Genomic DNA, 24,735 nt, shown 5'->3' with positions numbered 1-24,735 from the left:
CACGGCGAACAGGGCGGGTATCCGGGACGAAGCGGCCGGATGCGGGCGTTAGGGTCCAATGAAGGCCAGCAATTCAACGATGTGAAGAAGGACGACGTGAGCGGAACAGTATTGGCGCAGCCCACTGCGGCCACCGAGCGAGCCGGCGGACTGGATGACCAGATCTACAACCGGCTCCTGAAGGAACGAATCATCTTCCTGGGTTCAGACGTCCGCGACGACAACGCGAACGCCATCTGCGCGCAGCTGTTGTTGCTGGCCGCAGAAGACCCGGACAAGGACATCTGGCTCTACATCAACTCCCCGGGCGGTTCGATCTCGGCGGGTATGGCCATCTTCGACACGATGAACTGGATCCCCAACGATGTCGCGACCGTTGCGATGGGTATGGCCGCCAGCATGGGCCAGTTCCTGCTGTCTGCGGGCACACCGGGCAAGCGCTACGCGACGCCGCACGCGCGGGTGATGATGCACCAGCCGTCCGGTGGGATCGGGGGCACCGCCTCCGACATCAAGATCCAGGCCGAGCAGTTGGTCTTCATCAAGCGCCAGATGGCCGAGCTGATTGCCGAGCACACCGGACAGACCGTCGAGCAGATCACCTCCGACTCCGAGCGGGACCGCTGGTTCTCCGCCGAGGAGGCCAAAGAGTACGGCTTCGTCGACCACGTCTTCGAGCGGTCGACCGACGCACCGGACAGCAACGCGGGCGGGGTGGCGGAATGACCGGCCGACTGTTCGACCCCACCTCCGTCAACCTCCAAGCAGGAGCCACGATGAACCCGACCTCGCGCTACATCCTCCCGCAGTTCGAGGAGCGCACGTCCTACGGCATGAAGCGTTCCGATCCCTACAACAAGCTCTTCGAAGACCGCATCATCTTCCTTGGCGTGCAGGTTGACGACGCTTCGGCGGACGACATCATCGCGCAGCTGATCGTGCTGGAGAGCCAGGACCCCGACCGGGACATCCTGATGTACATCAACTCCCCGGGTGGCTCGTTCACCGCGTTGACGGCGATCTACGACACGATGCAGTACATCCAACCCGACGTGCAGACCTTCGTGATCGGTCAGGCCGCCTCCGCCGCGGCGATTCTGTTGGGCGCCGGCGCCAAGGGCAAGCGGTTCGCCCTGCCCAACGCGCGGATCCTGATCCACCAGCCGGCCATGGAAGGCACCGGGGGTACCGCGACGGACCTGGAGATCACCGCCAACGAGATCTTCCGGATGCGTGAGTGGCTGGAAAAGACGCTGGCCCACCACACCGGTCGCGACGAGGAAGACGTTCGCAACGACATCGAGCGGGACAAGATCCTCACCGCCGAACAAGCCGTCGAGTACGGGTTGATCGATCAGGTGTTGTCCAGCCGCAAGGCCTCGTTGCAGCCGTAGGACCGAGGCCGGCCAGTTGCGCCCTGAGCAAACACGCTCGACGCGCTGGCCGGCAAGCCGGTCACAATGGGCTAGAGATAGTTCAATAGGACGAACGACCGCAGCACGATGATGACAGCAGGGGAAGGAGCCACCCGTGGCACGCATAGGTGAAGGTGGCGACCTGCTCAAGTGCAACTTCTGCGGCAAGAGCCAGAAGCAGGTCAAGAAGCTCATCGCCGGCCCCGGGGTCTACATCTGCGATGAGTGCATCGAGTTGTGCAACGAGATCATCGAGGAGGAGTTGGCCGAGACCTCCGAGCTGGGGCTGGAGTACCTGCCCAAGCCCAAGGAGATCTTCGACTTCCTCGAGCAGTACGTCGTGGGGCAGTCCGATGCCAAGCGGGCGCTCGCCGTCGCGGTCTACAACCACTACAAGCGGATCCGGGTCGCCGAGGAGATCGGCAAGCACGGAGACGCCGTCGAGGTGGCCAAGTCCAACATCCTGCTGATCGGCCCGACCGGTTGCGGCAAGACCTATCTGGCGCAGACGTTGGCCCGGATGCTCAACGTGCCCTTCGCGATTGCGGATGCGACCGCGCTGACCGAGGCCGGCTACGTCGGTGAGGACGTCGAGAACATCCTGTTGAAGCTGATCCAGGCTGCGGACTTCGATGTGAAGAAGGCCGAGACCGGCATCATCTACATCGACGAGATCGACAAGGTTGCGCGCAAGAGCGAGAACCCCTCGATCACCCGGGACGTGTCCGGTGAGGGTGTGCAGCAGGCGCTGTTGAAGATCCTGGAGGGCACCTCGGCGTCGGTGCCGCCGCAGGGTGGACGCAAGCACCCGCATCAGGAGTTCATCCAGATCGACACGACGAATGTGTTGTTCATCGTGGGTGGCGCGTTCGCCGGTCTCGAGACCATCATCAAGGACCGGATCGGCCGTCAGGGACTGGGCTTCGGTGCGCAACTGCGCAGTAAGAAGAACGAGCTGGAGAGTTTCAGCGACGTCCTGCCCGAGGACCTGGTCAAGTTCGGGCTGATCCCGGAGTTCATCGGTCGGTTGCCGATGATCACCACGGTCGAGCCGCTGGACCGGGAGGCGCTGGTGTCCATCCTGACCGAGCCGCGCAACGCCCTGGTCAAGCAGTACCAGCGGATGTTCGAGATCGACGGTGTGGAGCTGGAGTTCACCGACGACGCGGTCGAGGCGATCGCCGATCAGGCCATGTTGCGCGGGACCGGCGCACGCGGCGTACGGGCAATCATGGAGGAAGTCCTCCTGCCGGTGATGTTCGACGTTCCCAGCGATGACGACATCGCCCGCGTCGTCGTGACCCGGGAAGTCGTCCTGGACAACGTGAACCCCACGATCGTGCGCAAGCAGACCCCGATCCGCAAACGCGCCCCGCGCAAGGAATCCGCCTGACGGATCGCTCCAGGCGACTCAGTCGGCGCCGCGCACCGAGAACCACACCGCCGTCGCTGCGATCGACAACAGTGCGAGGGTGACCAGGACCGGCGATCCGATGGCGACCCGACCGGTGACCGCGAGCACCAACGCGCCGAGGACGGCGCATCCGGCTGCCAGCAGCCCGGTGCGGACCAGCCACACCCGCACCAACGGCCGCGGAAGCGGCGCGTTGTGCGGGCCGGCTCCGGCCAGCACGCACAGGGACCAACTAACGGCCAGCAGAACCACGGCAGGCAGTACCCACCAGGTGGTGGGTGATGGCGAACTGACGATCCAGTCGAGCAGGAGGGCCGCCGCGAACAGCGCGAGCCCCGCCGCCGAGCCGTCCACCAGCGCCGCGAGCCAGCCCAGCACGATCAGCAATCCGCCCCACAGCACCAAATGCCCTGCAGCACTTGCGCATCCGAGGAATATCAGTGCCGCCACGCCGGCGACCAGATAGGCCATGATCCGGGTGCGGTCGAGAACGGCCAGTCGCGGCCACCAGGTCATGACCGCACCCGCACCGGTGGCCGACGCGCCAGGCGCCGCATGGGTAGTTCGAGGCTTCCAGCGCCGACCCAGGGGGTGACCTGGGCGCCGGCCTGGGTGAGTCGCTCGATCACGGTACGGCGCTCGAGCAGTCGAAGTCGCAGGGCCAGCTGGCTGAGCGGGTCTTCGATGTCGGGGGCGTCCGGCACCGTGTCCAGCACGATCATCGGCACCCCACGTTGGGCCAGTGCCAGCGTGATCGTGGGTGCGACATCGGTGAGGATCGAGGACAGCATCAGCACGGTGCAGCCGGGCCCGACGGGCAACCGCACCCGGCGGGGCGGCTCGCTCGGCGCGGGTTCGCGGGCGGCGCTGAGCACATCGGCGATGCGATGGTAGTTGCGCAGGCCGGCGCCGTAGGGCAGGTACGCCGGGCGACCGGCGCCGAGGACGACCAGTGCGACCCGGTCGCCGTGCCGGATGAAGAACTCAGCAACAGTGGCTGCGCCCTGTAGTCCGCGTTGCCAACTCGGCCCGCCGCCGGACCCGTCGACGACCACCAGGACCGCCGCGTCCTGCTCGGCGTAGTTGTCCCGGACGTGCAGTTCGCCGGTGCGAGCGGTCCGTGGCCAGTGAATTGCCCGGAGCCGATCCCCGGGCCGGTAGGCGCGCACGTCGGCGAACTCGGATCCGGACCCTCGCGCCGAACTGCGATTGGCTCCGACCAACCCCACCGGATGCGGCAGCTGCAGCTGGCCTGCGACCGGGGACGGTTGCGGTCGCACCCGGACCTCGGTGGCCGGGATCCGCAGTGGGCCGACCCGGTAGGCCGCCCAGGGAGAGATGAGTTCGGTGAGCGCGGCGCCCACACTGGCACCACCGATCCGTTCTGCGGTCCACCGGCCGTCCAGGCGGGAAGCGGATGCGCGGAGGTAACCGCCGAGAAGGTCCTGCTCCCAACGGATTCCGTCGGCGGGGGAGCACTGGGCCCACCATTGCTCGGCGCCCTCGAGCTGACGCCCGTGTAAGGACCACACGCTCTGCTGACCGGCGGCGGTGGTCGGTGAGACGCCCGCCGGGTCGAGCTCGGGGGTGACCGACGGCCGCGCGGCCAGGGACCACAGCGCGATCCCGGCGGGTGCGAACGAGAGGATCAGCAGGTCCGGACGGCGCAGCAGGACGGCGAGAGCGAGCCCGGTCGCGGCGACAACGACCGCCCCGATCAGCCACGACGTTGCTCGCCAATTCATGATGACCCGATCAGGCCGGTAGGTCGGTCGTCGGTGACGCGCCATGGGTCGGTGGGGTGGGAACTGCCGAAATGAGTTCGCGGACAACGCTCTTGCCGTCCACCTGGGTCATCCACAACTCCGGGCGGACGGTGACGCGGTGGGCCAGGACGCTGACGGCGACGTGTTTGACGTCCTCCGGTGTCACGTAGTTGCGGCCGCGCAGCACTGCCAGGGACCGTGCAAGCAAGAGAAGGCCGAGGGAGCCGCGCGGTGATGAACCGATGGCGAGCCGTTCGTCGGTCCGGGTGGCGCCCGCCAGGTCGACGCAGTAGGTCATGACGCTCTGCTCGACCGGCACGGTTTCCACGACCTGTTGCATCGCCAGCAGACCATCGGCGTCGGTGATCGGATCCAGCGTGGTCTGCTCGGTGCGTCGGCCCACCCGTCGGGCGAGCACGTCGAATTCCTCTGCCGCAGTGGGGTAGCCGAAGCTGACCCGGGTCAGGAACCGGTCGAGCTGGGCTTCGGGAAGTGGGTAAGTGCCCTCGTATTCAACGGGATTCGCGGTCGCGATGACGTGGAACGGTCGGGGTAGTCCGAACGTCTCGCCCTCGATGGTGACCTGGCCCTCCTGCATCGCCTCCAACAGCGCCGCCTGGGTCTTCGGCGGCGTGCGGTTGATCTCGTCGGCCAGCAGCAGCCCGGTGAAGATCGGGCCGCGGCGGAAGTCGAACTCACCGGTGCGCTGGTTGAACAGGAACGACCCGGTCAGGTCCGCCGGCAACAGATCCGGCGTGAACTGGGCCCGCGTGAACTCCAGGCCGAGGGATTGCGCCAGGCTACGGGCGGCGAGCGTCTTGCCCAGGCCCGGGTTGTCCTCGATCAGGACGTGCCCCCCGGCGAGGATCGTGGCCAGAATCAGCTCCAGGGCATCGCGTTTGCCGACCACGACCTGTTCGACCTGGTCCAGAACCCGGCCGGCGAGAGCCGCCGTGGTGGGGACGTCCTGTGCGGTGGGTGTGCTCATGTCTCCTCGATCAACGTGACGATCCGGGCAAGGGAGGCGGCGTCGATGCGACGTACGTCGGGTAGCGGCCGGCCGGGTGCCAGGGCCGCCAGGACTCCCGCGAGTTCCGCTGCTTCAACGTCGGTGGCTGCGCCGCTGGTCACCTGGGCGCACAACCGCCGCAACCGCCGGGTCCGGGGATCGGACGGCAGGGCAGCGGCGCCAGGCGGATCCTCGTCGCCGCGGATCGGCCAACGGTCCTCGATCCACCCGGTGCCGGCATCCAGGATCATCGCCACGATCGCCGTCAGGACGAGGGCCACGGCAAGGACTCCCGGCAGCCAGGGGCCGAGGTAGAAGTACGACATGACCAGCCACGCGATAGCTCCGACGACGACGGCAGCCAGGCCTCGGCGTACCCACTGGCGGGTCAGGCTGCTCATGCGGTGGGCACCCGGGCATCCAGGTCGTCGCGGATGCGCCGGAGATAGGACGCGGCCAGCTCGCGCTGGTCCTCGTTGATCGGATCGGAGCCGAACCGCGCACGCCGGTAGAGCAGCGAAAGCTGTTGCAGCGCTTCGGAATCCACGTCAAGTGAGTCCAAGAGACGCAGCGTGAACTCGGCCGATGTGTCACTGGCCAGCGGGGGCACACCGCTGCGCGCAGCCGCCTCTTCGACGGCCATCCAACAGGCCACGATGGCGTTGGCGGGCTGGCCACCGAGCAACCGGCGCTGGGCTTCATCGACACCGGCGAGCAGTTCCGGCACGGGCTCGGCGACGCGGACGGGCCGGTCGGATCGACGGGGACGGCGGTCCCACCAGGCCAGGAACAACCAGCCCAGGCCGAAGATGGCCCCGAACAGCAGGATCAACGCGAAGACGATGACCACCCCGGAAAGGGCCTGCGGCACTAGCTCGTTGCCATGATGGCGGCGCTCCGAGATGGTCGCAGCCGGAATGGAGTAGCTGGGCTGGGCGTAGTGGAACAGCGCGAAGTCACGGTCCTTGCTGGGCGCGTGGATCATCGGCGGTGACTGAACGACCACCGCCGCAATCGTGATGACAGCGAGCGCGAGACCGGCACCGAGGACCGCCCCGCGACCGTGGAGTCGTGGGAGGTCGCGCGGCACAGGCCGAGCCTAGCCCGCGACCAGCGCCAAGCGGTTAGTTGCGCGGCGGCGGGGGCACCAACTCGACGTCACGGACCTCCAGGACCTGCCCATCGGCGTACGTCAGATCAGTCACCTTGCCGGCGGCCCGCAGATCCGCCTCGGCGGCACGCACCAGGTCCTGCGTTGTCGCCGGAGCCGCCAGGGTCATCGCGGTCACCTGGGCCCGCATGCCGAGCTTGGCGTCCGACTTGGCCTTGCGGATTCCGGCGAGCGCTGCTCCCAGGGCTTCCAAAGCGGCCGGGTCGCCGCCCTCGCCGCACTCTTCCGGCAGCGGCCACGGCGCGCGGTGCACCGAGCCGGACTGCCACCACGACCACACCTCTTCGGTCGCGTAGGGCAGGAACGGTGCGAACAACCGCAACTGGACATCGAGGGCGATCCGCAGCGCGGCCTGCGCGCTCGCGGCCGCTTCTGGACCCTGAGCGCCGTACGCGCGGTCCTTCACCAACTCGATGTAGTCATCGCAGAAGGTCCAGAAGAACTGCTCGGTCAACTCCAGCGAGCGGGTGTAGTCCCACGACTCGAAGCCCCGCGTGGCGTCCTGCACGACCGTGCGCAGATTGGCGAGCATCCCCAGGTCCAGCGGGTGGGTGACCTGCGCTGCCAGGTCGCCCTCGGGCCGGCCCATGGTGAGCGCGAACTTGCTGGCGTTGAGCAGTTTCATCGCCAGGCGTCGGCCGACCTTCATCTGACCCGTGTCGTACGCCGCGTCGGTGCCCAGGCGGCCGGACGCGGCCCAGTAGCGCACGGCGTCGGCGCCGTGTTGCTGCACGACGTCCTCGGGGGTCTCGGCGTTGCCCTTGGACTTGGACATCTTCTTGCGGTCCGGGTCCAGGATCCAGCCGCTGATCGCAGCGTTGGTCCACGGCACGCTGTCGTGCTCGAAGTGGCTGCGCACGACCGTGGAGAACAACCACGTCCGGATGATGTCGTGCGCCTGCGGGCGCATGTCGGCCGGGAACGCGGCCTCGAAGAACTCCGCGTCGTTGCGGCCGCCGGCGTCGCTGGCGACCGGCCAGCCGAGGACGATCTGCGGGGTGAGGGAGGAGGTCGCCCAGGTGTCCATGATGTCCGGGTCGCCGACGAATCCGCCTGCGACACCTCGCTGTTCGGGCGCGAAACCGGGCGGTACGTCGGTTGCCGGGTCCACCGGCAAGGTGTCCTCAGCGGCCAGGATCGGGTGCTCGTAGTCGGTCTCGCCGTCGGCATCCACGGGATACCAGACCGGGAAGGGCACGCCGAAGAAGCGCTGGCGGCTGATCAACCAGTCGCCGTTCAGGCCGGCCACCCAGTTGGTGTAGCGGCTGCGCATGAAGGCGGGGTGGAAGTCGATCTGCTCACCGCGCTTGATGAGGGCGTCGCGCAGATCGGCGTCGCGGCCGCCGTTGCGGATGTACCACTGCCGGCTGGTCACGATCTCCAGCGGCTTGTCGCCCTTCTCGTAGAAGTTGGCCTTGCGCTGGGTGGGCTTCGGCTCGCCGTCCAGGTCGCCGGACTCACGCAGCGCGTCCACCACGGCCTCGCGGGCCGAGAACATGGTCTTGGTGGCCAGCTTGTCGGCGTAGAGCTCCTCGCCCGGGCCACCGGCGATCCAGTCGGGGGTCTCGGCCTGCATCCGGCCGTTGCGGGTCACCAGGGAGCGGATCGGCAGCTGCAACTCGCGCCACCACATCACGTCGGTCAGGTCACCGAAGGTGCAGCACATCGCGATACCGGCACCCTTGTCCGGCTCGGCGGCACTGTGGGCGAGGATCGGCACCTCGACCCCGAACAGGGGCGAGGTCACCGTCGTACCGAATCGATCGGCGTACCTCTCATCGTCCGGGTGCGCAATCAGGGCCACCACGGACGGGATCAACTCCGGGCGGGTGGTCTCGATGTAGATCGGGCCGTCGGCGGCATGGAACGCCACCCGGTGGTAGGCGCCCGGATAGTCGCGCGCCTCCAACTCGGCCTGCGCCACGGCGGTCTGGAAGGTGACATCCCACAGCCCGGGCGCCTCGGCCTGGTAGGCCTCGCCCCGCTGCACGTTGTGCAGGAATGCCTGCTGCGCGACCGCACGCGAGCGCTCGTCGATGGTGCGGTAGCTCTGGGACCAGTCGAAGGAGATCCCCAGGCGGCGGAAGAGCGACTCGAAGGTCTCCTCGTCCTTGACCGTCAGCTCATCGCACAACTCGATGAAGTTGGCGCGGCTGATCGGCTGCTGGTCGGCGGCCTTGACCGACTTGCCCTGCGCGCCCTGCAGCGGCGGGGTGTAGTCGGGGATGTAGTCCTTGGTCGAGTCACCGCGTACGCCGTAGTAGTTCTGCACCCGGCGCTCGGTGGGCAGACCGTTGTCGTCCCAACCGATCGGGTAGAACACCTCCTTGCCGCGCATCCGCTGGTAGCGGGCCATGCAGTCGGTGTGGGTGTAGGAGAAGACGTGCCCCACGTGCAGGCTGCCGCTGGCCGTCGGCGGCGGGGTGTCGATCACGAAGAGCTGTTCCCGGGGTCCGGTCAGCGCCCGCGCACGGTCGAAGGTGTAGGTGTTCTGCTCCTGCCATACCGCGCCCCAGCGCTCCTCGAGGCCGTCGACGGTCGGCTTGTCGGGGATGCCCTGCGGTGCGGCGTTGGTGGGATCAGTCATACCTCCCATCGTCCCATCCGCACCGCGACGCGAGCGAATCGGTTTCCCGGCGTTGCGGTGCGTGCCCGGTTAGATTGGCGTCGTGACCGAGTCTGATTTCTCCCCTGAGCCGATCGTGCTCGAACCCTTCGTCGCCGCCCTGCCGCCGGACCCGGGCGTCGAGGTGCCGGACGAGGACTTCTTGACGTACGCCGAGGGCCTGGTTCCCCACGAACTCGTCCAGTTGTGGCGCGTGCACGGCCTGGGGTTCTACGGTCAGCAGCGCCTGGCGGTCGTCGACCCGGGGGTGTGGCTGCCGGCGCTGCAGGCGTGGTTCGGGGCCGGTGTGGTCAGTGTGCCGATCGCGGTCAGCAGTTTCGGGCACCTCTACCACGTGACGCCGGACGGAGTTGTGGAGTGCCTCGACCCGCACTTCCAGGTCAATGCGGTCGTGGCTTCGGACGTCGCTTCCTTCTTCAACGACCATCTGCCCGGGCCGTCGTCGCATCTGGCCGACCTTGCCGGACCGCGCGATGGTGCGCGCTCGAAACTGGGTCCGCTGGCCGAGGGGGAGACCTACTACTTCACGCCGGCGTTGGTCGATGGCGGGCAGGTGTCCCCGGATTCGCTGGACAAGGGTGACGGGGTCGCCCAGCTGATCGCGATCCATGCGTCGGCGGCGCGGCTTCACTCTTAAGGCGGCTGCTGGGCTGCAGACGCGCGGGTTGTTCGCAGATGCGCGGGTTGTAAACCGCGCAGCTGTCGATACCCGCGCATCTGGTTGGAAGGCGGATAGATGCAGCAGGACATCGCTATCTCCGTGGTGACTGGTGAGGCCGCCGTGTCCCTGGGCCCGACCGTCTGGCCGTGTTACGACGAGGTGTTCGGCGACGTCTCCAGCTACGAAGCGTGGCGCTCCGACCTGTTCGAACGGCATGCTCGCCGAGACGGATATCGTCTCGCCCTGGCGCGACGCAGCGATCACGTCGTTGGGTTCTCGTGGGGGTACATCGGCCAGCGCGGCCAGTGGTGGTCGGACGCTGCGGCCGAAGCATTGCCGGCAGGGGTGGCTGCACAGTGGATCGGCGGCCATTTCGAGTTCGTGGAACTTGCCGTCCGTCCAAGCGACCGCGGCAAGGGCGTAGGCCAGGCGCTTCACGACCGTCTGCTCGACGGTGTTCGACGTCGATGCCTGCTCAGCACCAGTGACGATGACAGCGATCCTGCCGTCCGCCTCTACCTAAGGAATGGGTGGGGAAGGTTGGGGAGTCTGCAACCCAATACTCAGATCATGGGTCTCGACCGGACGTAGCCGCCCGTAGCCAGCTGCAGACGCGCGGGTTGTTCGCAGATGCGCGGGTTGTAAACCGCGCAGCTGTCGATAACCCGCGCATCTGGTCGGCGAAACGCATTCGCGGGGGGCGGGCGGCGCGCCGTACACTGATCGGCAACAGCGTTCGAGCCGTCATCAGCGGCGAGCTTCCGGAAGAACAGCGGGTGACCGCCTACTAGAACCGGACGGGACGAGCCCGTGACAGCTCAAGCTCGTTGCAAAGCGGGCGAAGCGGCCGTCGCGTCAGCGCCGGCAAGCGGGGTGGTACCGCGGAGGATGCGTCCTTCGTCCTCGCACCGATGAGAGCGACGAGCTAGCGAAGGTGCCACCCGATGTCCGGCAACGTGTATCCCAAGGTCGATCTGACCGCGCCCGACGACGCCGCGCGCGGTGTCGCGGCCACGCCGAAGTTCCCGGCCATCGAGCAGGCGGTCCTGGACTACTGGCAGCGCGACGACACCTTCTGCGCGTCGGTGGAGGCACGCGATCCGGGCACGGACGGTAACAACGAGTTCGTCTTCTACGACGGCCCGCCGTTCGCCAACGGCCTGCCGCATTACGGCCACCTGCTGACCGGATACGTCAAGGACCTCGTGCCGCGCTATCAGACCATGCGCGGCAAGCGGGTCGAACGCCGCTTCGGGTGGGACACCCACGGGCTGCCCGCCGAGTTGGAGGCGATGCGGCAACTGGGACTGAAGACCAAGGACGAGATCCTCGAGATGGGGGTCGACAAGTTCAACGACGCCGCGCGCGCTTCGGTGCTGCGCTACACGGGGGAGTGGGAGGAGTACGTCCACCGGATGGGCCGGTGGGTCGACTTCGAGAACGACTACAAGACGCTGAACCTGACCTTCATGGAGTCGGTGCTCTGGGTCTTCAAGAGCCTCTACGACAAGGGCCTGATCTACGAGGGCTTCCGCGTGCTGCCCTACTGCTGGAACGACGAGACCCCGCTGTCCAACCACGAGTTGCGGATGGACGAGGACGTCTACCAGATGCGCCAGGACCCGGCGGTCACCGTCGGCTACCGGCTGGAGACCGGCGAACTGGCGCTGATCTGGACCACGACGCCCTGGACCTTGCCGTCGAACCTGGCAATGGCCGTGCACCCGGACATCGACTACGTCGTGGTCGAATCCGACTTCACCGGCAAAACGGAGCGTTACGTCCTCGCCGAAGCCCGCCTCGCGGCGTACGCACGGGAACTCGGCGAAGACGTCGCCGAGCGAATCGTGCAGCGGCTCAAGGGATCTGAACTGGTGGGTCGTCGCTACACCCCGCCCTTCGACTACTACGTCGGCCACCCGAACAGTCACGTGATGCTCGCCGCCGACTACGTCACCACCGAGGACGGCACCGGCATCGTGCACCTCGCGCCGGCCTTCGGTGAGGAGGACAAGGTGCTGGCCGACGCCCACGGCATCGAGTCCGTGGTGCCCGTGGGTGCCGACGGCAAGTTCACCTTCCCGGTGCAGGAATACGCCGGGATGCAGGTTTTCGACGCCAGTCCGCACATCATCGACGACCTCAAGTCGCAGACCAAGGGGCTGGGCGGTGGCCGCACCACCGAGGGCACCGTGCTGCTGCGCCGCGAGACCTACGACCACTCCTACCCGCACTGCTGGCGGTGCCGGAACCCGCTGATCTACATGGCGGTGAGCTCGTGGTTCGTCGAGGTCACGAAGTTCAAGGACCGGATGCTGGCCAACAACCAACTGATCAACTGGGTGCCGGGCAACGTGCGCGACGGCCAGTTCGGCAAGTGGCTGGAAAACGCCCGCGACTGGTCGATCACCCGAAACCGCTTCTGGGGCAGCCCCGTTCCGGTGTGGCGCTCGGACGACCCAGCCTATCCGCGGATCGACGTGTACGGCTCGTTGGAGGAGTTGCAGCGCGACTTCGGCGTCGAGGTCACCGATCTGCACCGCCCCTACATCGACGAGCTGACGCGCCGGAACCCCGACGACCCCACGGGTCAGTCGGTGATGCGCCGGGTGCCCGATGTGCTCGACGTGTGGTTCGACTCCGGCTCGATGCCCTACGGCCAGGTGCATTACCCGTTCGAGAACGCTGACTGGTTCGAGCACCACTATCCGGCCGACTTCATCGTCGAATACATCGGGCAGACCCGCGGCTGGTTCTACACGCTGCACATCCTGGCCTCGGCGCTGTTCGACAAGCCGGCGTTCGAGAACGTCATCTGCCACGGCATCGTGCTAGGCAGTGACGGGCTGAAGATGTCCAAGTCGCTGCGCAACTATCCCGACGTCAACGAGGTCTTCGATCGCGACGGCGCCGACGCAATGCGCTGGTTCCTGATGGCCAGCCCGATCCTGCGCGGCGGCAACCTCGCGGTGACCGAGCAGGGCATCCGTGACGGTGTGCGGCAGGTGATGATCCCGCTGTGGAGCAGTTGGTACTTCTTCTCCCTCTATGCGAACTCTTTCGGGGAGAACGGTTACGAGGCGACGTGGCGCACCGACAGCACCGATCTGCTGGACCGCTACCTGTTGGCCAAGACCCACGATCTCGTCGTGGACATGACCACCCGGATGGACGAGTACGACATCGCCGGTGCGTGCGAGGCCGTCGCCGGCTTCGTCGACGTGCTGACCAACTGGTACATCCGCCGCTCGCGCGATCGGTTCTGGGCCACGGGCTCCGCAGCGGACACTGCCGCCTTCGACACCCTCTACACCGTGCTCGAAGTCGTGAATCGCGTTGCGGCACCGCTACTTCCGTTCACCACGGAGCAGGTGTGGCGGGGTCTCACCGGCGGTCGATCGGTGCACCTGACCGACTGGCCGGAGGCGGACGACCTTCCGGCCGATCCGGACCTGGTGGCCGCGATGGACCAGGTGCGCCAGGTCTGCTCGACGACCTCCGCGCTGCGCAAGGCACGCGGCCTGCGGGTACGTCTGCCGCTCAACGAGTTGACGGTGGTCACGGCCGATCCGGCTGCACTGCAACCGTTCTCGGCGTTGATCGCTGACGAGGTGAACGTCAAGAAGGTCACCTTCGCAGACCTGGCCAGTGCCGGAGCGCAGGAGTACGGCGTGGCGCAGCGGCTGTCGGTCAACGCCCGGGCCGCGGGTCCGCGGCTGGGCAAGGACGTCCAACGGGCCATCAAGGGCAGCAAGTCCGGCGACTGGTCCGTCGCCGAGGACGGCACGGTGAGCAGCGGCGGTCTTGCCCTCCAGGAAGGTGAATACACCCTGGAGACAGTCGTTTCCGAAGACTCCGGTGCCGGTGCGCCCGCGATGCTGCCCGGTGGCGGGTTCGTCGTGCTGGACACCGAGATCACCGACGAGTTGCGCGGTGAGGGTCTCGCGCGGGACCTGGTGCGCGCCGTACAGCAAGCCCGACGCGATGCCGGGCTGGACGTCGGGGACCGGATCTCGTTGACGGTCGTCGGGGACACCGACGTGCTGGCCGCCCTTGCGGCGCACCAAGCACTGGTGATGGGTGAGACGCTGGCGGTGAGCGTCGGCGCCGCGCCGACCGGCACACCGGTCGATGCCGAACCGGTCGACCTCGCAGACGGGAAGAAGGCGCAGATCGTGGTGCAGAAAGCATGAGTGGGGCTCCTGACGCGGCGCGCCGCGAGGCCGAGCGCAAGCTGGAGTTGCGCAAGCGGCTCGATGAGATCGAACGCGACCTGAACTCCCGGGCGCCGGAGAACATGCCCGAGCCGTCATTGGAGCGGGTCCGGCAGGTGATGGAGTTGCTCGGTGACCCGCAGGACGCCTTCCCGGTGATCCACCTGACCGGCACCAACGGCAAGACCACCACGACCCGGGTGATCGAGCGCATCCTGCGCGAGATCGGGCTGAACACCGGGCGGATGACCTCCCCGCACCTGCACGACATCAGGGAGCGGATCGCGTTCAACGGCCAGCCGATTGACCCCGAGACGTTCGTCGCGACGTACGACGAGGTGATGCCTTACGTGCAGATCGTCGATGAGCGTTCGGTCGCCGAAGGCGGTCCCCGCACCACCTATTTCGAACTGCTGGTCATCATCGCCTACGCCGCGTTCGCGGACGCGCCCGTGGATGTCGCAATCGTCGAGGTTGGGCTGGGCGGCCTGTGGGACGCGACCAACGTCGCCGACGGCAAGGTCGCGGTGATCACGCCGATCTCCCTGGACCACACCCGGCTGCTCGGCGACACCGTCGAGGAGATCGCCACCGAGAAGCGGGCCATCATCAAACCGGGCGCGCTGGCTGTCATCGGTCGGCAACTGCCCGAGGTCGATGAGGTCATCCGCGAGCACGTCGTCGTTGTCGAGGCCACGATGCTGCGCGAGGACGAGGCTTTCCTGGTCACCGAGCGCGACCAGGCGGTCGGCGGTCAGCAGATCACGGTGCAGGGTCTTGCCGCCATCTACCCCGATCTGTTCGTGCCACTCTTCGGTGACTACCAGGCGCACAACGTCGCCACGGCCATCGCCGCGGTCGAGGCGTTCATCGGCGGCGGGGAGCAGCCACTGGATCTGGAGTTGCTGCAGTCCGCACTCGCGGCCGTCACCTCGCCGGGCCGGTTGGAGATCGTGCGGCGCAGCCCCACCGTGCTGGTCGATGCTGCGCACAACGCCGGCGGTGCCATCGCGTTGGCGGAGGCGCTGACCGACTCGTTCGCGTTCACCCACCTGGTCGGCGTCCTCGCGGTCCTGGCCGACAAGGATGCCGAGTCGATGCTGCAGACCCTCGAGCCGGTTCTGGACGAAGTCGTCGTCACCCGCAACTCCTCACCCAGGTCGCTGCCGGCCCAGGCGCTGGGGGAGTTGGCGATCGAGATCTTCGGGGAGGACCGCGTGCGGATCGAACCCGTGCTCGTCGACGCCCTGGACCGGGCGGCCGCCCTGGCCGACGACGCCGGTGTGGGTGCCGGTGTCATCGCGACCGGCTCGATCATGACTGCCTCGGACGTGCGAGCGCTGCTCGGCAAAACCAACGAAATATGAGGTACGTCGGCTCGATGCTGGTGTACGGCGTCGGGGAGAAGATGACCCGGCGCCTGGCCGGGGTCGTCATCGGCTGTCAGTCGCTGGTCGTGTTCTTCGGGACCCTGGTCGCCTTCCAACTGGGGCGGGCAAACGGAGAAGCCAGCCACTCGACGTACCTGATCGTCGGTCTGGTCCTGATGGCTGCCTGCATCCTCGCGGCGGGAAGTTTGCGCCGACCCTGGGGTGTCACGCTGGGTTGGCTGCTGCAACTGGCTACGCTCGCCTCGGCGCTGATCGTGCCGATGATGCTCGTGGTCGGGGTCATATTTCTGGCGTTGTGGATGACAGCGCTGGTGCAGGGCCGCAAGATGGACCGGCTGAGTGCTGACTGGGCGGCCGCCCACCCCACCGCCGCCCACCCCACCGAATAGGAGCCATCCCGCGTGAGCTGGTTGCAAGCGATCGTCCTGGGGATCGTGCAGGGTCTGACCGAGTTCCTGCCGATCTCCTCCTCAGCCCACCAGCTGATCGTCTCCCGGTTGTTCTTCGGCAACGACGGCGGCGGCGCGGCGTTCACCGCGGTCACCCAGCTGGGCACCGAGGCGGCAGTGATCGTCTACTTCGCCCGCGACATCGGCACGATTCTCAAGCACTGGTTCTTCTCGCTCACCGGCAAACTGCCGCGCAATGACCCCAAGGCCCGGGAGGGTTGGTACGTCATCCTGGGCACCATCCCGATCGGCATCCTGGGTCTGGTGTTCAAGGACGCCATCGAGGGACCCGCCCGCAACTTGTGGCTGACGGCCAGCATGTTGCTGATCTTCGCGCTCGTGATTGCCGTCGCCGACAGCACCGCCCGGCAGACCAAGACGCTGGCCGACCTCAACGTCAAGGACGGCATCTTCTTCGGTCTGTGGCAGGCGTTGTCCCTGATCCCCGGCGTGTCCCGCTCCGGCGGCACCATCTCCGGTGGTCTGTTCATGGGCTACGACCGGGCCTCGGCGGCCCGCTATTCCTTCCTGCTGGCCATCCCGGCGGTGCTGACCAGCGGCCTGTTCGAGCTCAAGGGCGCTCACGCGGGGGACGACGGTGGCTGGGGACCGATCATCGTGTCCACCCTGATCTCGTTCGTCATCGGGTACGCCGTGATCGCCTGGTTCCTGCGGTGGATCTCCACGCACAACTTCCGCCCGTTCGTCTACTACCGGATCCTGCTGGCGGTGCTGCTCTTCGTGCTGCTGGGGGTAGGGGCGCTGTCGGCGACCTGAGCGGCCGTTAGGGTCGTGGGTGTGACATCGCTGGAACGCACCCTGGTCATCGTCAAACCGGACGGCTATCGTCGCGGCCTCACCGGAGAGGTGCTGCGTCGCATCGAAGCCAAGGGCTACACGCTGGCGGCCCTGACGGTGCAGACCCCGGACCGTGATCGCCTGGCCCAGCACTACGCCGAGCACGAGGGCAAACCGTTCTACGAGCCGCTGATCGACTTCATGTCCTCCGGGCCGGCGACTTTCGTCGTTGTCGAGGGACACCGCTGCATCGAGGGCTTCCGGGCGCTCGCGGGGGCGACTGACCCGACCGCTGCGCTGCCGGGCACCATCCGGGGCGACCTGGGCCGGGACTGGGGCGAGAAGGTACAGGCCAACGTCGTGCACGGCTCCGACGCGCCGGAGTCCGCCGAGCGCGAGATCGGCATCTGGTTCGGCTGATGACCGGCTGACCGGCTGACCGGCTGAGCTCAGCTGTCGAGTGCGTCGTCCAGCCCGGCGATCGCCCGCTCCAACAGATCGGCGAGCGTCTCCCGCTCGCGCTCGTTGAGTTGGGCAAGCACATCGGACTCGACCACGTCGCTGGCCTGGATGGCCTTGCGGAACATCTCCCAGCCCGCGGAGGTCAGGGTGACGATCATCCGGGTCCGGTTGGCCGTGTCGGGGGTGCGCAGGATCAGCCCGCGCTCGGACATCTTGTCCAACCGGTGGGTCATCGACGACGGTGCGATCGCCAGCGCCGCGGCCAGCGACGACGGAGTGCTGATCGCGTCCCTGGGTGTCGTGGCCAGGCGGGAGATGACGCCCCATTCACCCGCGGAGACGTCGAGGTCGACCAACTGGGCGTTGTAGAACTGCGACAAGCGGCGGGTGAGGCCGTGGACGGCGGTGATGACGCGTTGGGTCTGCTCGTTGCCGCCGGCCGCGATGTACGCGGCGACCTCGGCTTCGTACACCGCGGTGGCGCTGGCGCGCGGCGGTCTGCGCGGGCTCATGGTGCCCCATCTTGCCAGTCGGCTCCTGTCCCCTCACCGGGCGGTTAGCATTCACCAGTGGCGACGCGGTGGGGGTTAGGGGCGGATCTGGCCATCGACCTCGGCACCGCGACCACCGTCATCTACCAGCGTGGCGCGGGCGTGATGCTCGACGAGCCCTCGCTGATCGCCACCGATCCCCGCACCGGGGCCCTGCTGGCCGTGGGTCAGGACGGCTACGAGATGCTCGGCCGGGCCCCCGGCCAGGTGCAACTGGTCCGACCGCTCGTGGGGGGCGTCATCCGGGATCCGGTCGGCGCCGAGCGGATGGTGCGCCATCTCGTGACCTCGCTGCGTCCCTCGCGGATCGTGCGGCCGAGGATGGCGGTGGCACTGCCCGGTCACGTCAGCCCGTTGGAGCGGGCCGCGGTCGAGGATGCGGTGCTGCGCAGTGGTGCCCGGTCGGTCTTCACGGTGGACGGCACCCTGGCGGCCGCTATCGGAGCGCAGGAACAGGTCAGTGGTCCGGCGGCATGCCTCATCGCTGACATCGGTGCCGGCAAGACCGACCTGGCGTTGATCAGCCTGGGTGGGACGGTCGTGGCCCGGACGCTGCCCATCGGCGGTGACACCTTGGATCGTGCGATCGTGGACTGGATGACCCAGGAGCACCGATTGCTGCTGGGTATCCGCACCGCCGAGGACATCAAGGTCCGGATCGGTTCCGCTGGTGCCCGTGGCCCGGTGGGCCCGATGCGCGTGCGCGGTCGTGACATCGACTCCGGACTCCCTCGAACCGTCGTGGTCAGTCCGGATGACGTGCGTGCGGCTCTTGCGCCGGTCGTCGCGGAACTGCGGGATGCCCTCGCCGCCCTGATCGGGCAGGCGCCGCCGGAACTGGCCGGTGATCTGGTCAATGGCGGGCTCACGCTGACCGGGGGCGGAGCCCTGCTGCACGGGTTGCCGGAGTACCTGTCCGAGGGACTGCACGTGCCCGTGCGGGTGGCCGAGAACCCCCGGTGGAGTACGGCGCTCGGCGTGGGCCGCTGTGTCGAGGACTTCCGCGGGATGCGATCCATGCTCACCGAAAGTGTGCGCTGAGCGGTGCGACGACCATCGGCGAAGGCCTGGGTGGGGGTGGCTGCGGCGGCAACGTTGGGAATCGCCGTCGTCGACCAGGCCAGCCCGCACCTGTTCACACCCGTGCGGGACGTCGCCGCCGACGTGTGGTCGCCTCTGCAGCGCGCCGCGGGTTCGACCGACGAGCGGGTGCGCACCCTGACCGAACAGCGTGATGCCGCCACTCGCCAACTGGCCGACGCCCAGCAGTTGCGCGCGGACCGCGCCGCCGTGGAGAAGCTGCTGGGATCGTCGGCCGCCGCCGGCCACACGTTGCGGGCGGCCCAGGTCATCGCCTTTGAGACCAACCCGAAAACGGCCGTGGTGCAACGGATCACCCTGGACGTGGGGAGCAACAACGGTATCCATCAGGACCGGGCCGTGATCAGTGCGGACGGTCTGGTGGGTCGGGTGACGGCCGTCGCGAAAACCAGCTGTGAAGTCACTCTGGTGACCGACCCGTCAAGTGTGGTGGCCGCCCGGGTGGGAAGCGGCGTACTGGGAACGGTCACGGGCAGGTCGCCCACGGGCGTCGCGGCGCACCCACCCGGTGACGTCAGCGTGATCGTCGTCGCCGGGGGACAGGTCGCTCGCGGTGACCAGGTCACGACTCTGGGAAGCCTCGGTGGCACGCCCTACCCGCCGGGTCTGGTCATCGGCACGGTCACTGCTGTCGACCCGGCCAGCGACACCCGGGCGCCGTCGGCGACCGTGCGACCGGCCATCGATCTGAGCAGTCTCGACGTCGTGGGGGTGCTCACCTCATGACGTTATGGCCGCCGGGGCTGCGGGCCTGGCGCATCGGGTTCGCGCTGGTCGGCGTCCTGCTGGCCGGGACGGTCCTGCCCCGGTTCCCGCTCGCACCGGACCTGCTGGCGGTGCTTGTGGTGTCGGTCGGGTTGAGCGCGGGACCGGTTGCGGGCGCCGCGGCCGGCCTCGCCGTCGGCTGGCTACTGGACCTGGTGCCCCCGGGCGGGCAACCGTTGGGCGTGGGAGCACTCAGCTATCTGCTCGTCGGCCTGCTCGGCGGGGTCTGTGCCCGGTGGTGGCGCACTTCAATGCTGGCTCCGGCCCTCATCAGCGCCGCGGCGGCAGCCGTGGTCCAGGTGATCCGGCTTCTGGGCCGGGCCGCGCTCGGTGCGTCGCTGCCGATCGGCCCGGCGCTGGGCATCGTCGCGTTGACCGCACTGCTGGGTGCGCTGCTGCTGCCAACACTGGTGGTGTGGCAACGCCGGCTCGCGGCGCGGAGGTGGGCGTGACCGGCGGGGCTCGCTCGACGGCGCGTCTTCTTGCCGTGCTCGCTGTGACCGTTCTGGTGTGCCTCGGGTTGATCTTCCGGTTGGGCCAGATCCAACTGACCGACGCGACGCCGGGTTCGGCCCTGCTGGGGCAGAGCGCGACCCGGTCCATCCCGGTGACCGCGCCCCGTGGGCAGATCCAGGCGGCCGATGGGACGGTGCTGGTCGGCAATGCCCTGCACCCGGTGCTCACGATCAGCCCGACGGTGCTGGCTGATCAGAAGGACGGCGGCACCGCGCTGCTCACCCGCGTCGCTGCGGGACTGGGGGTGCCGGCAGCCGACCTGATCGGACGGAGCAAGGTATGCGGCACCAGGGGTGCCGCGGTGGTGCCCCTGTGCTTCAGTGGCAGTCCGGTCGCGCCGATCCCGATCCTGGACAACCCGCCGATGACGCAGGTCCTGGGGATGCTCGAACAGCCGACGAACTATCCCGGGCTCGCGCTGCGGCAAGACCCCGAGCGCAGCTATCCGCAGGACCACCCGGGTGGGATCAACCTCGCGCAGGTGCTGGGCTATCTGGGTGCGGTGAACCAGCAGGAGCTTGCCGCTGATTCCCAGCTGACCGCACAGGACATGGTGGGACGCGCCGGTCTGGAGCGCACGTACAACGCGGCGCTGCAGGGCACACCGGGCACGATCACCTATGCCGTCGATGATCGGGGTCTACCGGTTTCCGTTGCGGCACAAAGCGCTCCGGTCCAGGGCGACACCGTGCGAACCCACCTGATCCCTGCCGTCCAGCACCAGAGCGAGGCGGCGCTCGCGGCTGGCCTGGCCAAGGCGAAGGCCCCCGCCGGGGCGGTAGTCGTCCTCGACGCCAGTGATGGCGGTGTCGTGGCGATGGCCAGCGCGCCGACGTACGACCCGGCGGTATGGACCGGAGGTATCTCGCAGGCGGACTACACCAAGATCAGCAATGCCCTTCCCAACCGGGCGATCTCGGAGGTGCAGCCGCCGGGATCAACCTTCAAAGCAGTCACCCTGCCCGGAGCGATCAACGCAGGCGCCGACCCGTCGGGGACCTATTCGTGTCCGTCCTCGCTACGCATCGGCAACCGCGACTTCACCAACTTCGAGTCGGAGTCCTACGGCTCGATCTCGATGACTACAGCCTTGGAGGTGTCGTGCGACACCGTGTTCTACCGGTGGGCCTACGAGCAGTGGCAGAAGGAGGGCGGTCTGGCGGCATCCCCCTCCACCGCAAGCCCGTTCGCGGTCTCGGCGCGGGACTTCCGCCTCGGGCAACGCACCGGTGTCGATCTGCCGTCGGAGGTGGCCGGGCTGATCCCGGATCGTGCCTGGAAGCTGGAGCAGTGGCAGCAGACCAAGACGCAGGTCTGCGCGCGGGCGGCGAAGGGTTATCCAGAGATCAAGGACAAGGCCCGCGCTGAGTATCTGACCGCGGTGGCCAAGGAGAACTGTGCGGCCGGTTACCAGTGGCAGCCCGGCGACGCGGTGAACTTCGTGATCGGGCAGGGATCGGTGTCGGTGACCCCGTTGCAGTTGGCGGTCGCGTACGGCGCCATCGCCAACGGCGGCACGCTGTGGCAACCGCACGTGGCGGCAGAGACCATCACGGCTGCCGGGAAGACCCAGGGCGTTGCGCCGGTCAAGAACGGCTCGGTCGCGCTGTCGGCACCCGCGCGATCGACCCTGGAGACCGGGCTGTGCGAGGTGACGGCGGGTGATCGGGGTACGGCGTTCGCTGCCTTCCGGGGGTTCGACCTGTCCAGCTACCGGGTGTGTGGGAAGACCGGCACCGCAGAGGTTTTCGGCAAGCAGCCGACGTCGTGGTTCGTGTCGTACGGGCCGAAGACCGCCGGCGGCCACCAATACGTCGTCGCGGTCATGCTGGAGCAGGCGGGCACGGGGGCTGATGCGGCAGCACCGGTAGCCCGGCAGATCTGGGACGTGCTGCGCACCCAGGGGTGATCTCGGCACCAAGTGTTCACTCGGCGTACGTCAATCCCTCTTCCGAAGGCGCGCCCGGGCGGCGCTGTCGGGCTACGTTGGGAGCATCAACGGGTTTCTCTTCTGATGGCCGGGAGGCACTGATGACCGACACCAGCACGGCGCCGCTGAGCGACGAACAACTGTCACAGATCGACGCGTACTGGCGGGCGGCCAACTATCTGTCGGTGGGTCAGATCTACCTGCTGGACAATCCGCTCTTGCGCGAGCCGCTCAAACCCGAGCACGTCAAGCCGCGGCTGCTCGGCCACTGGGGGACGACGCCGGGTCTGAACCTGATCTACGCGCACATGAACCGGTTGATCAAAGAGCGCGATCTGAACGTCATCTACCTGGCTGGTCCCGGTCACGGCGGCCCGGGGCTGGTCGCCAATACCTACCTCGAGGGCACGTACTCGGAGTTCTACTCCGCGATCGGGCAGACCGAGGACGGCATCCGGAAACTGTTCCGGCAGTTCAGTTTTCCCGGCGGGATCCCCAGCCACGTGGCGCCGGAGACTCCGGGGTCCATCCACGAGGGCGGAGAGCTGGGTTACTCGCTGGTGCACGCCTACGGTGCGGCGTTCGACAACCCGGACCTGATCGCGCTATGCGTGATCGGCGATGGTGAGGCCGAGACCGGCCCACTGGCCGCCAGTTGGCACTCGAACAAGTTCCTCGACCCGGCACAGGATGGTGCGGTCCTGCCGATCCTGCATCTGAACGGGTACAAGATCGCCAACCCGACGGTGCTGGCGCGGATCCCCGAGTCCGAACTCGAGTCGCTGTTGGCGGGGTATGGCTACGAGCCGATCTTCGTCACCGGCGACGAACCAGCGTCCGTGCACCAGCAGTTGGCCGCGGCGATGGAGAAGTCCGTCGACCAGATCCATGCGATCCAGGCCCATGCCCGCGAAGGGCACGAGGGGGAGCGCCCGGCGTGGCCGGCCATCGTGCTGCGCACGCCGAAGGGCTGGACCGGGCCCAAGATCGTCGACGGGCTGCCGGTCGAAGGGACGTGGCGTGCGCACCAGGTGCCGCTGGCCGAGACCCGCACCAACCCCGAGCACCGCGCCCAGCTCGAGGAGTGGATGCGGTCCTACAAACCGGAGGAACTCTTCACCGAGGAGGGCGCGCTGATCGACTCCCTGGCGGAGCTGGCGCCGGAGGGGGAGCGGCGGATGGGTGCCAACCCGCACGCCAACGGCGGGGCGTTGCTGCACGATCTGGTGCTGCCGGACTTCCGTGACTACGGCATCGAGATCGAGCGCCCGGGAGTCACCGTCAGTGAGGCCACCAAGGTGCTCGGCACCTGGTTGCGGGACGTCATCCGGATGAACCCGGACAACTTCCGGCTGATGGGACCGGACGAGACGGCCTCGAACCGGTTGCAGGCGGTGTTCGAGGCCACCGACCGCGCGTGGGAGGGTTCGCGCCTGGACACCGATGAGCACCTCGCGCCGAACGGCCGCGTCATGGAGGTGCTCTCGGAGCACCTGTGCCAGGGCTGGCTCGAGGGGTATCTGCTCACCGGACGGCACGGCCTGTTCAACTGCTATGAGGCGTTCATCCACATCATCGACGCGATGTTCAACCAGCACGCGAAGTGGTTGAAGACGACCAACGACATCCCGTGGCGCCGGCCGATCGCATCGCTGAACTACCTTCTCTCCTCGCACGTCTGGCGTCAGGACCACAACGGATTCAGCCACCAGGACCCCGGCTTCATCGACCACGTGGTCAACAAGAAGGCAGAGGTCGTGCGGGTCTACCTGCCGCCGGACACCAACACGTTGCTGTCGGTGGCCGACCACTGCTTGCGGTCGCGTCAGTACGTCAACGTCGTCGTGGCGGGTAAGCAACCGGCGCTGACCTATCTGACGATGGATGAGGCCGTCGCGCACTGCACCCGTGGTCTGGGTATCTGGGAGTGGGCATCCAACACCCGCAACGAACCCGACGTCGTGATCGCCAGCGCCGGTGACATCCCGACGCTGGAGGCGCTCGCGGCCACCGACATCCTGCGGCAGAAACTGCCGGATCTGAAGGTGCGGTTCGTCAACGTCGTGGACATGATGCGGTTGCAGGACGAGCGCGAGCACCCGCACGGGATGTCCGCCCGAGACTTCGACACGTTGTTCACGACCGACAAGCCGGTCATCTTCGCCTACCACGGCTACCCCTGGCTGGTGCACCGGTTGACCTACCGCCGGACCAACCACAGCAACATCCACGTGCGCGGCTACAAGGAGGAGGGCACCACCACGACACCGTTCGACATGGTGATGCTCAACGACCTGGACCGCTTCCACCTGGTCATCGACGTGATCGACCGGGTGCCGGGGCTGGGTTCGACGCAGGCGGTGTTGCGCCAGGAGATGTCCGATGCCCGGTTGGCGGCGCGGGCCTACACCAGGGAGTACGGCGAGGACGACCCGGAGATCAGCGGCTGGTCCTGGCCCGGCTGACCTGGCTGCGTCGACGTTGCGCGGCTTATCG

Annotated in this window: 22 protein-coding genes; 15 read left to right on the top strand and 7 right to left on the bottom strand. The window is 67.7% G+C overall.

Features of this window, described 5'->3' with window-relative positions; all coding sequences use genetic code 11:
- Positions 1 to 96 precede the first annotated feature (96 nt).
- From AZH51_RS04840 to clpX, 3 genes are all read left to right on the top strand, one after another.
- Positions 97 to 726, top strand: coding sequence for an ATP-dependent Clp protease proteolytic subunit (locus AZH51_RS04840; RefSeq protein ID WP_291521909.1), 630 nt, complete (start codon positions 97 to 99; stop codon positions 724 to 726).
- The gene (locus AZH51_RS04835; protein ID WP_291521907.1) at positions 723 to 1,394 is read left to right on the top strand and encodes an ATP-dependent Clp protease proteolytic subunit; all 672 of its coding nucleotides are present in this window, start codon (positions 723 to 725) and stop codon (positions 1,392 to 1,394) included. The genes AZH51_RS04840 and AZH51_RS04835 overlap by 4 nt, the downstream gene beginning before the upstream one ends.
- A gap of 136 nt (positions 1,395 to 1,530) precedes the next feature.
- On the top strand, positions 1,531 to 2,808 hold the full coding sequence (gene clpX / locus AZH51_RS04830) for an ATP-dependent Clp protease ATP-binding subunit ClpX (protein WP_291521905.1): 1,278 nt from the start codon (positions 1,531 to 1,533) through the stop codon (positions 2,806 to 2,808).
- An 18-nt stretch (positions 2,809 to 2,826) separates the two neighbouring features.
- On the opposite strand, the gene AZH51_RS04825 is transcribed toward clpX, so the two are convergent.
- The 6 genes from AZH51_RS04825 to valS are packed head-to-tail and all read right to left on the bottom strand — an operon-like array spanning position 2,827 to position 9,362.
- Complete coding sequence (locus tag AZH51_RS04825) at positions 2,827 to 3,345, bottom strand: hypothetical protein (protein WP_291521903.1); 519 nt, start codon at positions 3,343 to 3,345, stop codon at positions 2,827 to 2,829.
- Complete coding sequence (locus tag AZH51_RS04820) at positions 3,342 to 4,574, bottom strand: DUF58 domain-containing protein (protein ID WP_291521901.1); 1,233 nt, start codon at positions 4,572 to 4,574, stop codon at positions 3,342 to 3,344. The genes AZH51_RS04825 and AZH51_RS04820 overlap by 4 nt, the downstream gene beginning before the upstream one ends.
- A 10-nt stretch (positions 4,575 to 4,584) precedes the next feature.
- A complete protein-coding gene (locus AZH51_RS04815; protein WP_291521900.1) occupies positions 4,585 to 5,583 on the bottom strand; it encodes a MoxR family ATPase in 999 nt (332 codons plus the stop codon).
- The gene (locus tag AZH51_RS04810; RefSeq protein ID WP_291521897.1) at positions 5,580 to 6,005 is read right to left on the bottom strand and encodes a hypothetical protein; all 426 of its coding nucleotides are present in this window, start codon (positions 6,003 to 6,005) and stop codon (positions 5,580 to 5,582) included. The genes AZH51_RS04815 and AZH51_RS04810 overlap by 4 nt, the downstream gene beginning before the upstream one ends.
- Positions 6,002 to 6,694, bottom strand: coding sequence for a DUF4129 domain-containing protein (locus AZH51_RS04805; RefSeq protein WP_291521895.1), 693 nt, complete (start codon positions 6,692 to 6,694; stop codon positions 6,002 to 6,004). Before AZH51_RS04805 ends, AZH51_RS04810 begins: the two co-directional genes overlap by 4 nt.
- Before the next feature lie 34 nt (positions 6,695 to 6,728).
- Entirely contained in the window at positions 6,729 to 9,362 is a 2,634-nt protein-coding gene (gene valS, locus AZH51_RS04800) for a valine--tRNA ligase (RefSeq protein WP_291521894.1), read from the bottom strand.
- A gap of 82 nt (positions 9,363 to 9,444) precedes the next feature.
- Here valS and AZH51_RS04795 point away from each other — a divergent pair, with 82 nt between their 5' ends.
- From AZH51_RS04795 to ndk, 7 genes are all read left to right on the top strand, one after another.
- Positions 9,445 to 10,038 carry a GAD-like domain-containing protein gene (locus AZH51_RS04795; protein WP_291521892.1) on the top strand — a complete coding sequence of 198 codons (594 nt, stop codon included), beginning with the start codon at positions 9,445 to 9,447 and terminating at the stop codon, positions 10,036 to 10,038.
- 99 nt (positions 10,039 to 10,137) lie between these two features.
- Positions 10,138 to 10,653: a GNAT family N-acetyltransferase gene (locus AZH51_RS04790; protein ID WP_291521890.1), complete on the top strand. Its 516-nt coding sequence runs from the start codon at positions 10,138 to 10,140 to the stop codon at positions 10,651 to 10,653.
- A 353-nt stretch (positions 10,654 to 11,006) separates the two neighbouring features.
- Positions 11,007 to 14,255, top strand: a complete 3,249-nt coding sequence (gene ileS, locus AZH51_RS04785; RefSeq protein ID WP_291521887.1) for an isoleucine--tRNA ligase — start codon at positions 11,007 to 11,009, stop codon at positions 14,253 to 14,255.
- Positions 14,252 to 15,643, top strand: coding sequence for a folylpolyglutamate synthase/dihydrofolate synthase family protein (locus AZH51_RS04780; protein WP_291521885.1), 1,392 nt, complete (start codon positions 14,252 to 14,254; stop codon positions 15,641 to 15,643). Before ileS ends, AZH51_RS04780 begins: the two co-directional genes overlap by 4 nt.
- Complete coding sequence (locus AZH51_RS04775; protein WP_291521883.1) at positions 15,640 to 16,056, top strand: DUF4233 domain-containing protein; 417 nt, start codon at positions 15,640 to 15,642, stop codon at positions 16,054 to 16,056. The genes AZH51_RS04780 and AZH51_RS04775 overlap by 4 nt, the downstream gene beginning before the upstream one ends.
- Before the next feature lie 12 nt (positions 16,057 to 16,068).
- Complete coding sequence (locus AZH51_RS04770; RefSeq protein ID WP_291521881.1) at positions 16,069 to 16,893, top strand: undecaprenyl-diphosphate phosphatase; 825 nt, start codon at positions 16,069 to 16,071, stop codon at positions 16,891 to 16,893.
- Between the two features lie 21 nt (positions 16,894 to 16,914).
- Positions 16,915 to 17,334: a nucleoside-diphosphate kinase gene (gene ndk / locus AZH51_RS04765; RefSeq protein ID WP_291521880.1), complete on the top strand. Its 420-nt coding sequence runs from the start codon at positions 16,915 to 16,917 to the stop codon at positions 17,332 to 17,334.
- Positions 17,335 to 17,363: 29 nt separating this feature from the next.
- Here ndk and AZH51_RS04760 read toward each other — a convergent pair whose 3' ends face one another.
- Positions 17,364 to 17,888: a MarR family winged helix-turn-helix transcriptional regulator gene (locus AZH51_RS04760; RefSeq protein ID WP_291521878.1), complete on the bottom strand. Its 525-nt coding sequence runs from the start codon at positions 17,886 to 17,888 to the stop codon at positions 17,364 to 17,366.
- Positions 17,889 to 17,945: 57 nt separating this feature from the next.
- On the opposite strand from AZH51_RS04760, the gene AZH51_RS04755 reads away from it, so the two are divergent.
- The 5 genes from AZH51_RS04755 to AZH51_RS04735 all read left to right on the top strand — a co-directional run bounded on the left by AZH51_RS04755 (position 17,946) and on the right by AZH51_RS04735 (position 24,704).
- A complete protein-coding gene (locus AZH51_RS04755; protein ID WP_291521876.1) occupies positions 17,946 to 18,968 on the top strand; it encodes a rod shape-determining protein in 1,023 nt (340 codons plus the stop codon).
- Between the two features lie 3 nt (positions 18,969 to 18,971).
- Positions 18,972 to 19,754, top strand: a complete 783-nt coding sequence (gene mreC / locus AZH51_RS04750; protein WP_291521874.1) for a rod shape-determining protein MreC — start codon at positions 18,972 to 18,974, stop codon at positions 19,752 to 19,754.
- Positions 19,751 to 20,245 carry a rod shape-determining protein MreD gene (gene mreD / locus AZH51_RS04745; RefSeq protein WP_291521872.1) on the top strand — a complete coding sequence of 165 codons (495 nt, stop codon included), beginning with the start codon at positions 19,751 to 19,753 and terminating at the stop codon, positions 20,243 to 20,245. Before mreC ends, mreD begins: the two co-directional genes overlap by 4 nt.
- Positions 20,209 to 22,218 carry a penicillin-binding transpeptidase domain-containing protein gene (locus AZH51_RS04740; RefSeq protein ID WP_291521870.1) on the top strand — a complete coding sequence of 670 codons (2,010 nt, stop codon included), beginning with the start codon at positions 20,209 to 20,211 and terminating at the stop codon, positions 22,216 to 22,218. The genes mreD and AZH51_RS04740 overlap by 37 nt, the downstream gene beginning before the upstream one ends.
- A gap of 122 nt (positions 22,219 to 22,340) precedes the next feature.
- Complete coding sequence (locus tag AZH51_RS04735) at positions 22,341 to 24,704, top strand: phosphoketolase (protein WP_291521868.1); 2,364 nt, start codon at positions 22,341 to 22,343, stop codon at positions 24,702 to 24,704.
- Positions 24,705 to 24,735 lie beyond the last annotated feature (31 nt).

Source organism: Branchiibius sp. NY16-3462-2, from assembly GCF_001594145.1.
GTDB lineage: Bacteria > Actinomycetota > Actinomycetes > Actinomycetales > Dermatophilaceae > Branchiibius.
Note: the sequence above shows the minus strand (reverse complement) of the source record. Positions and strands in the feature narration are given on the sequence as shown.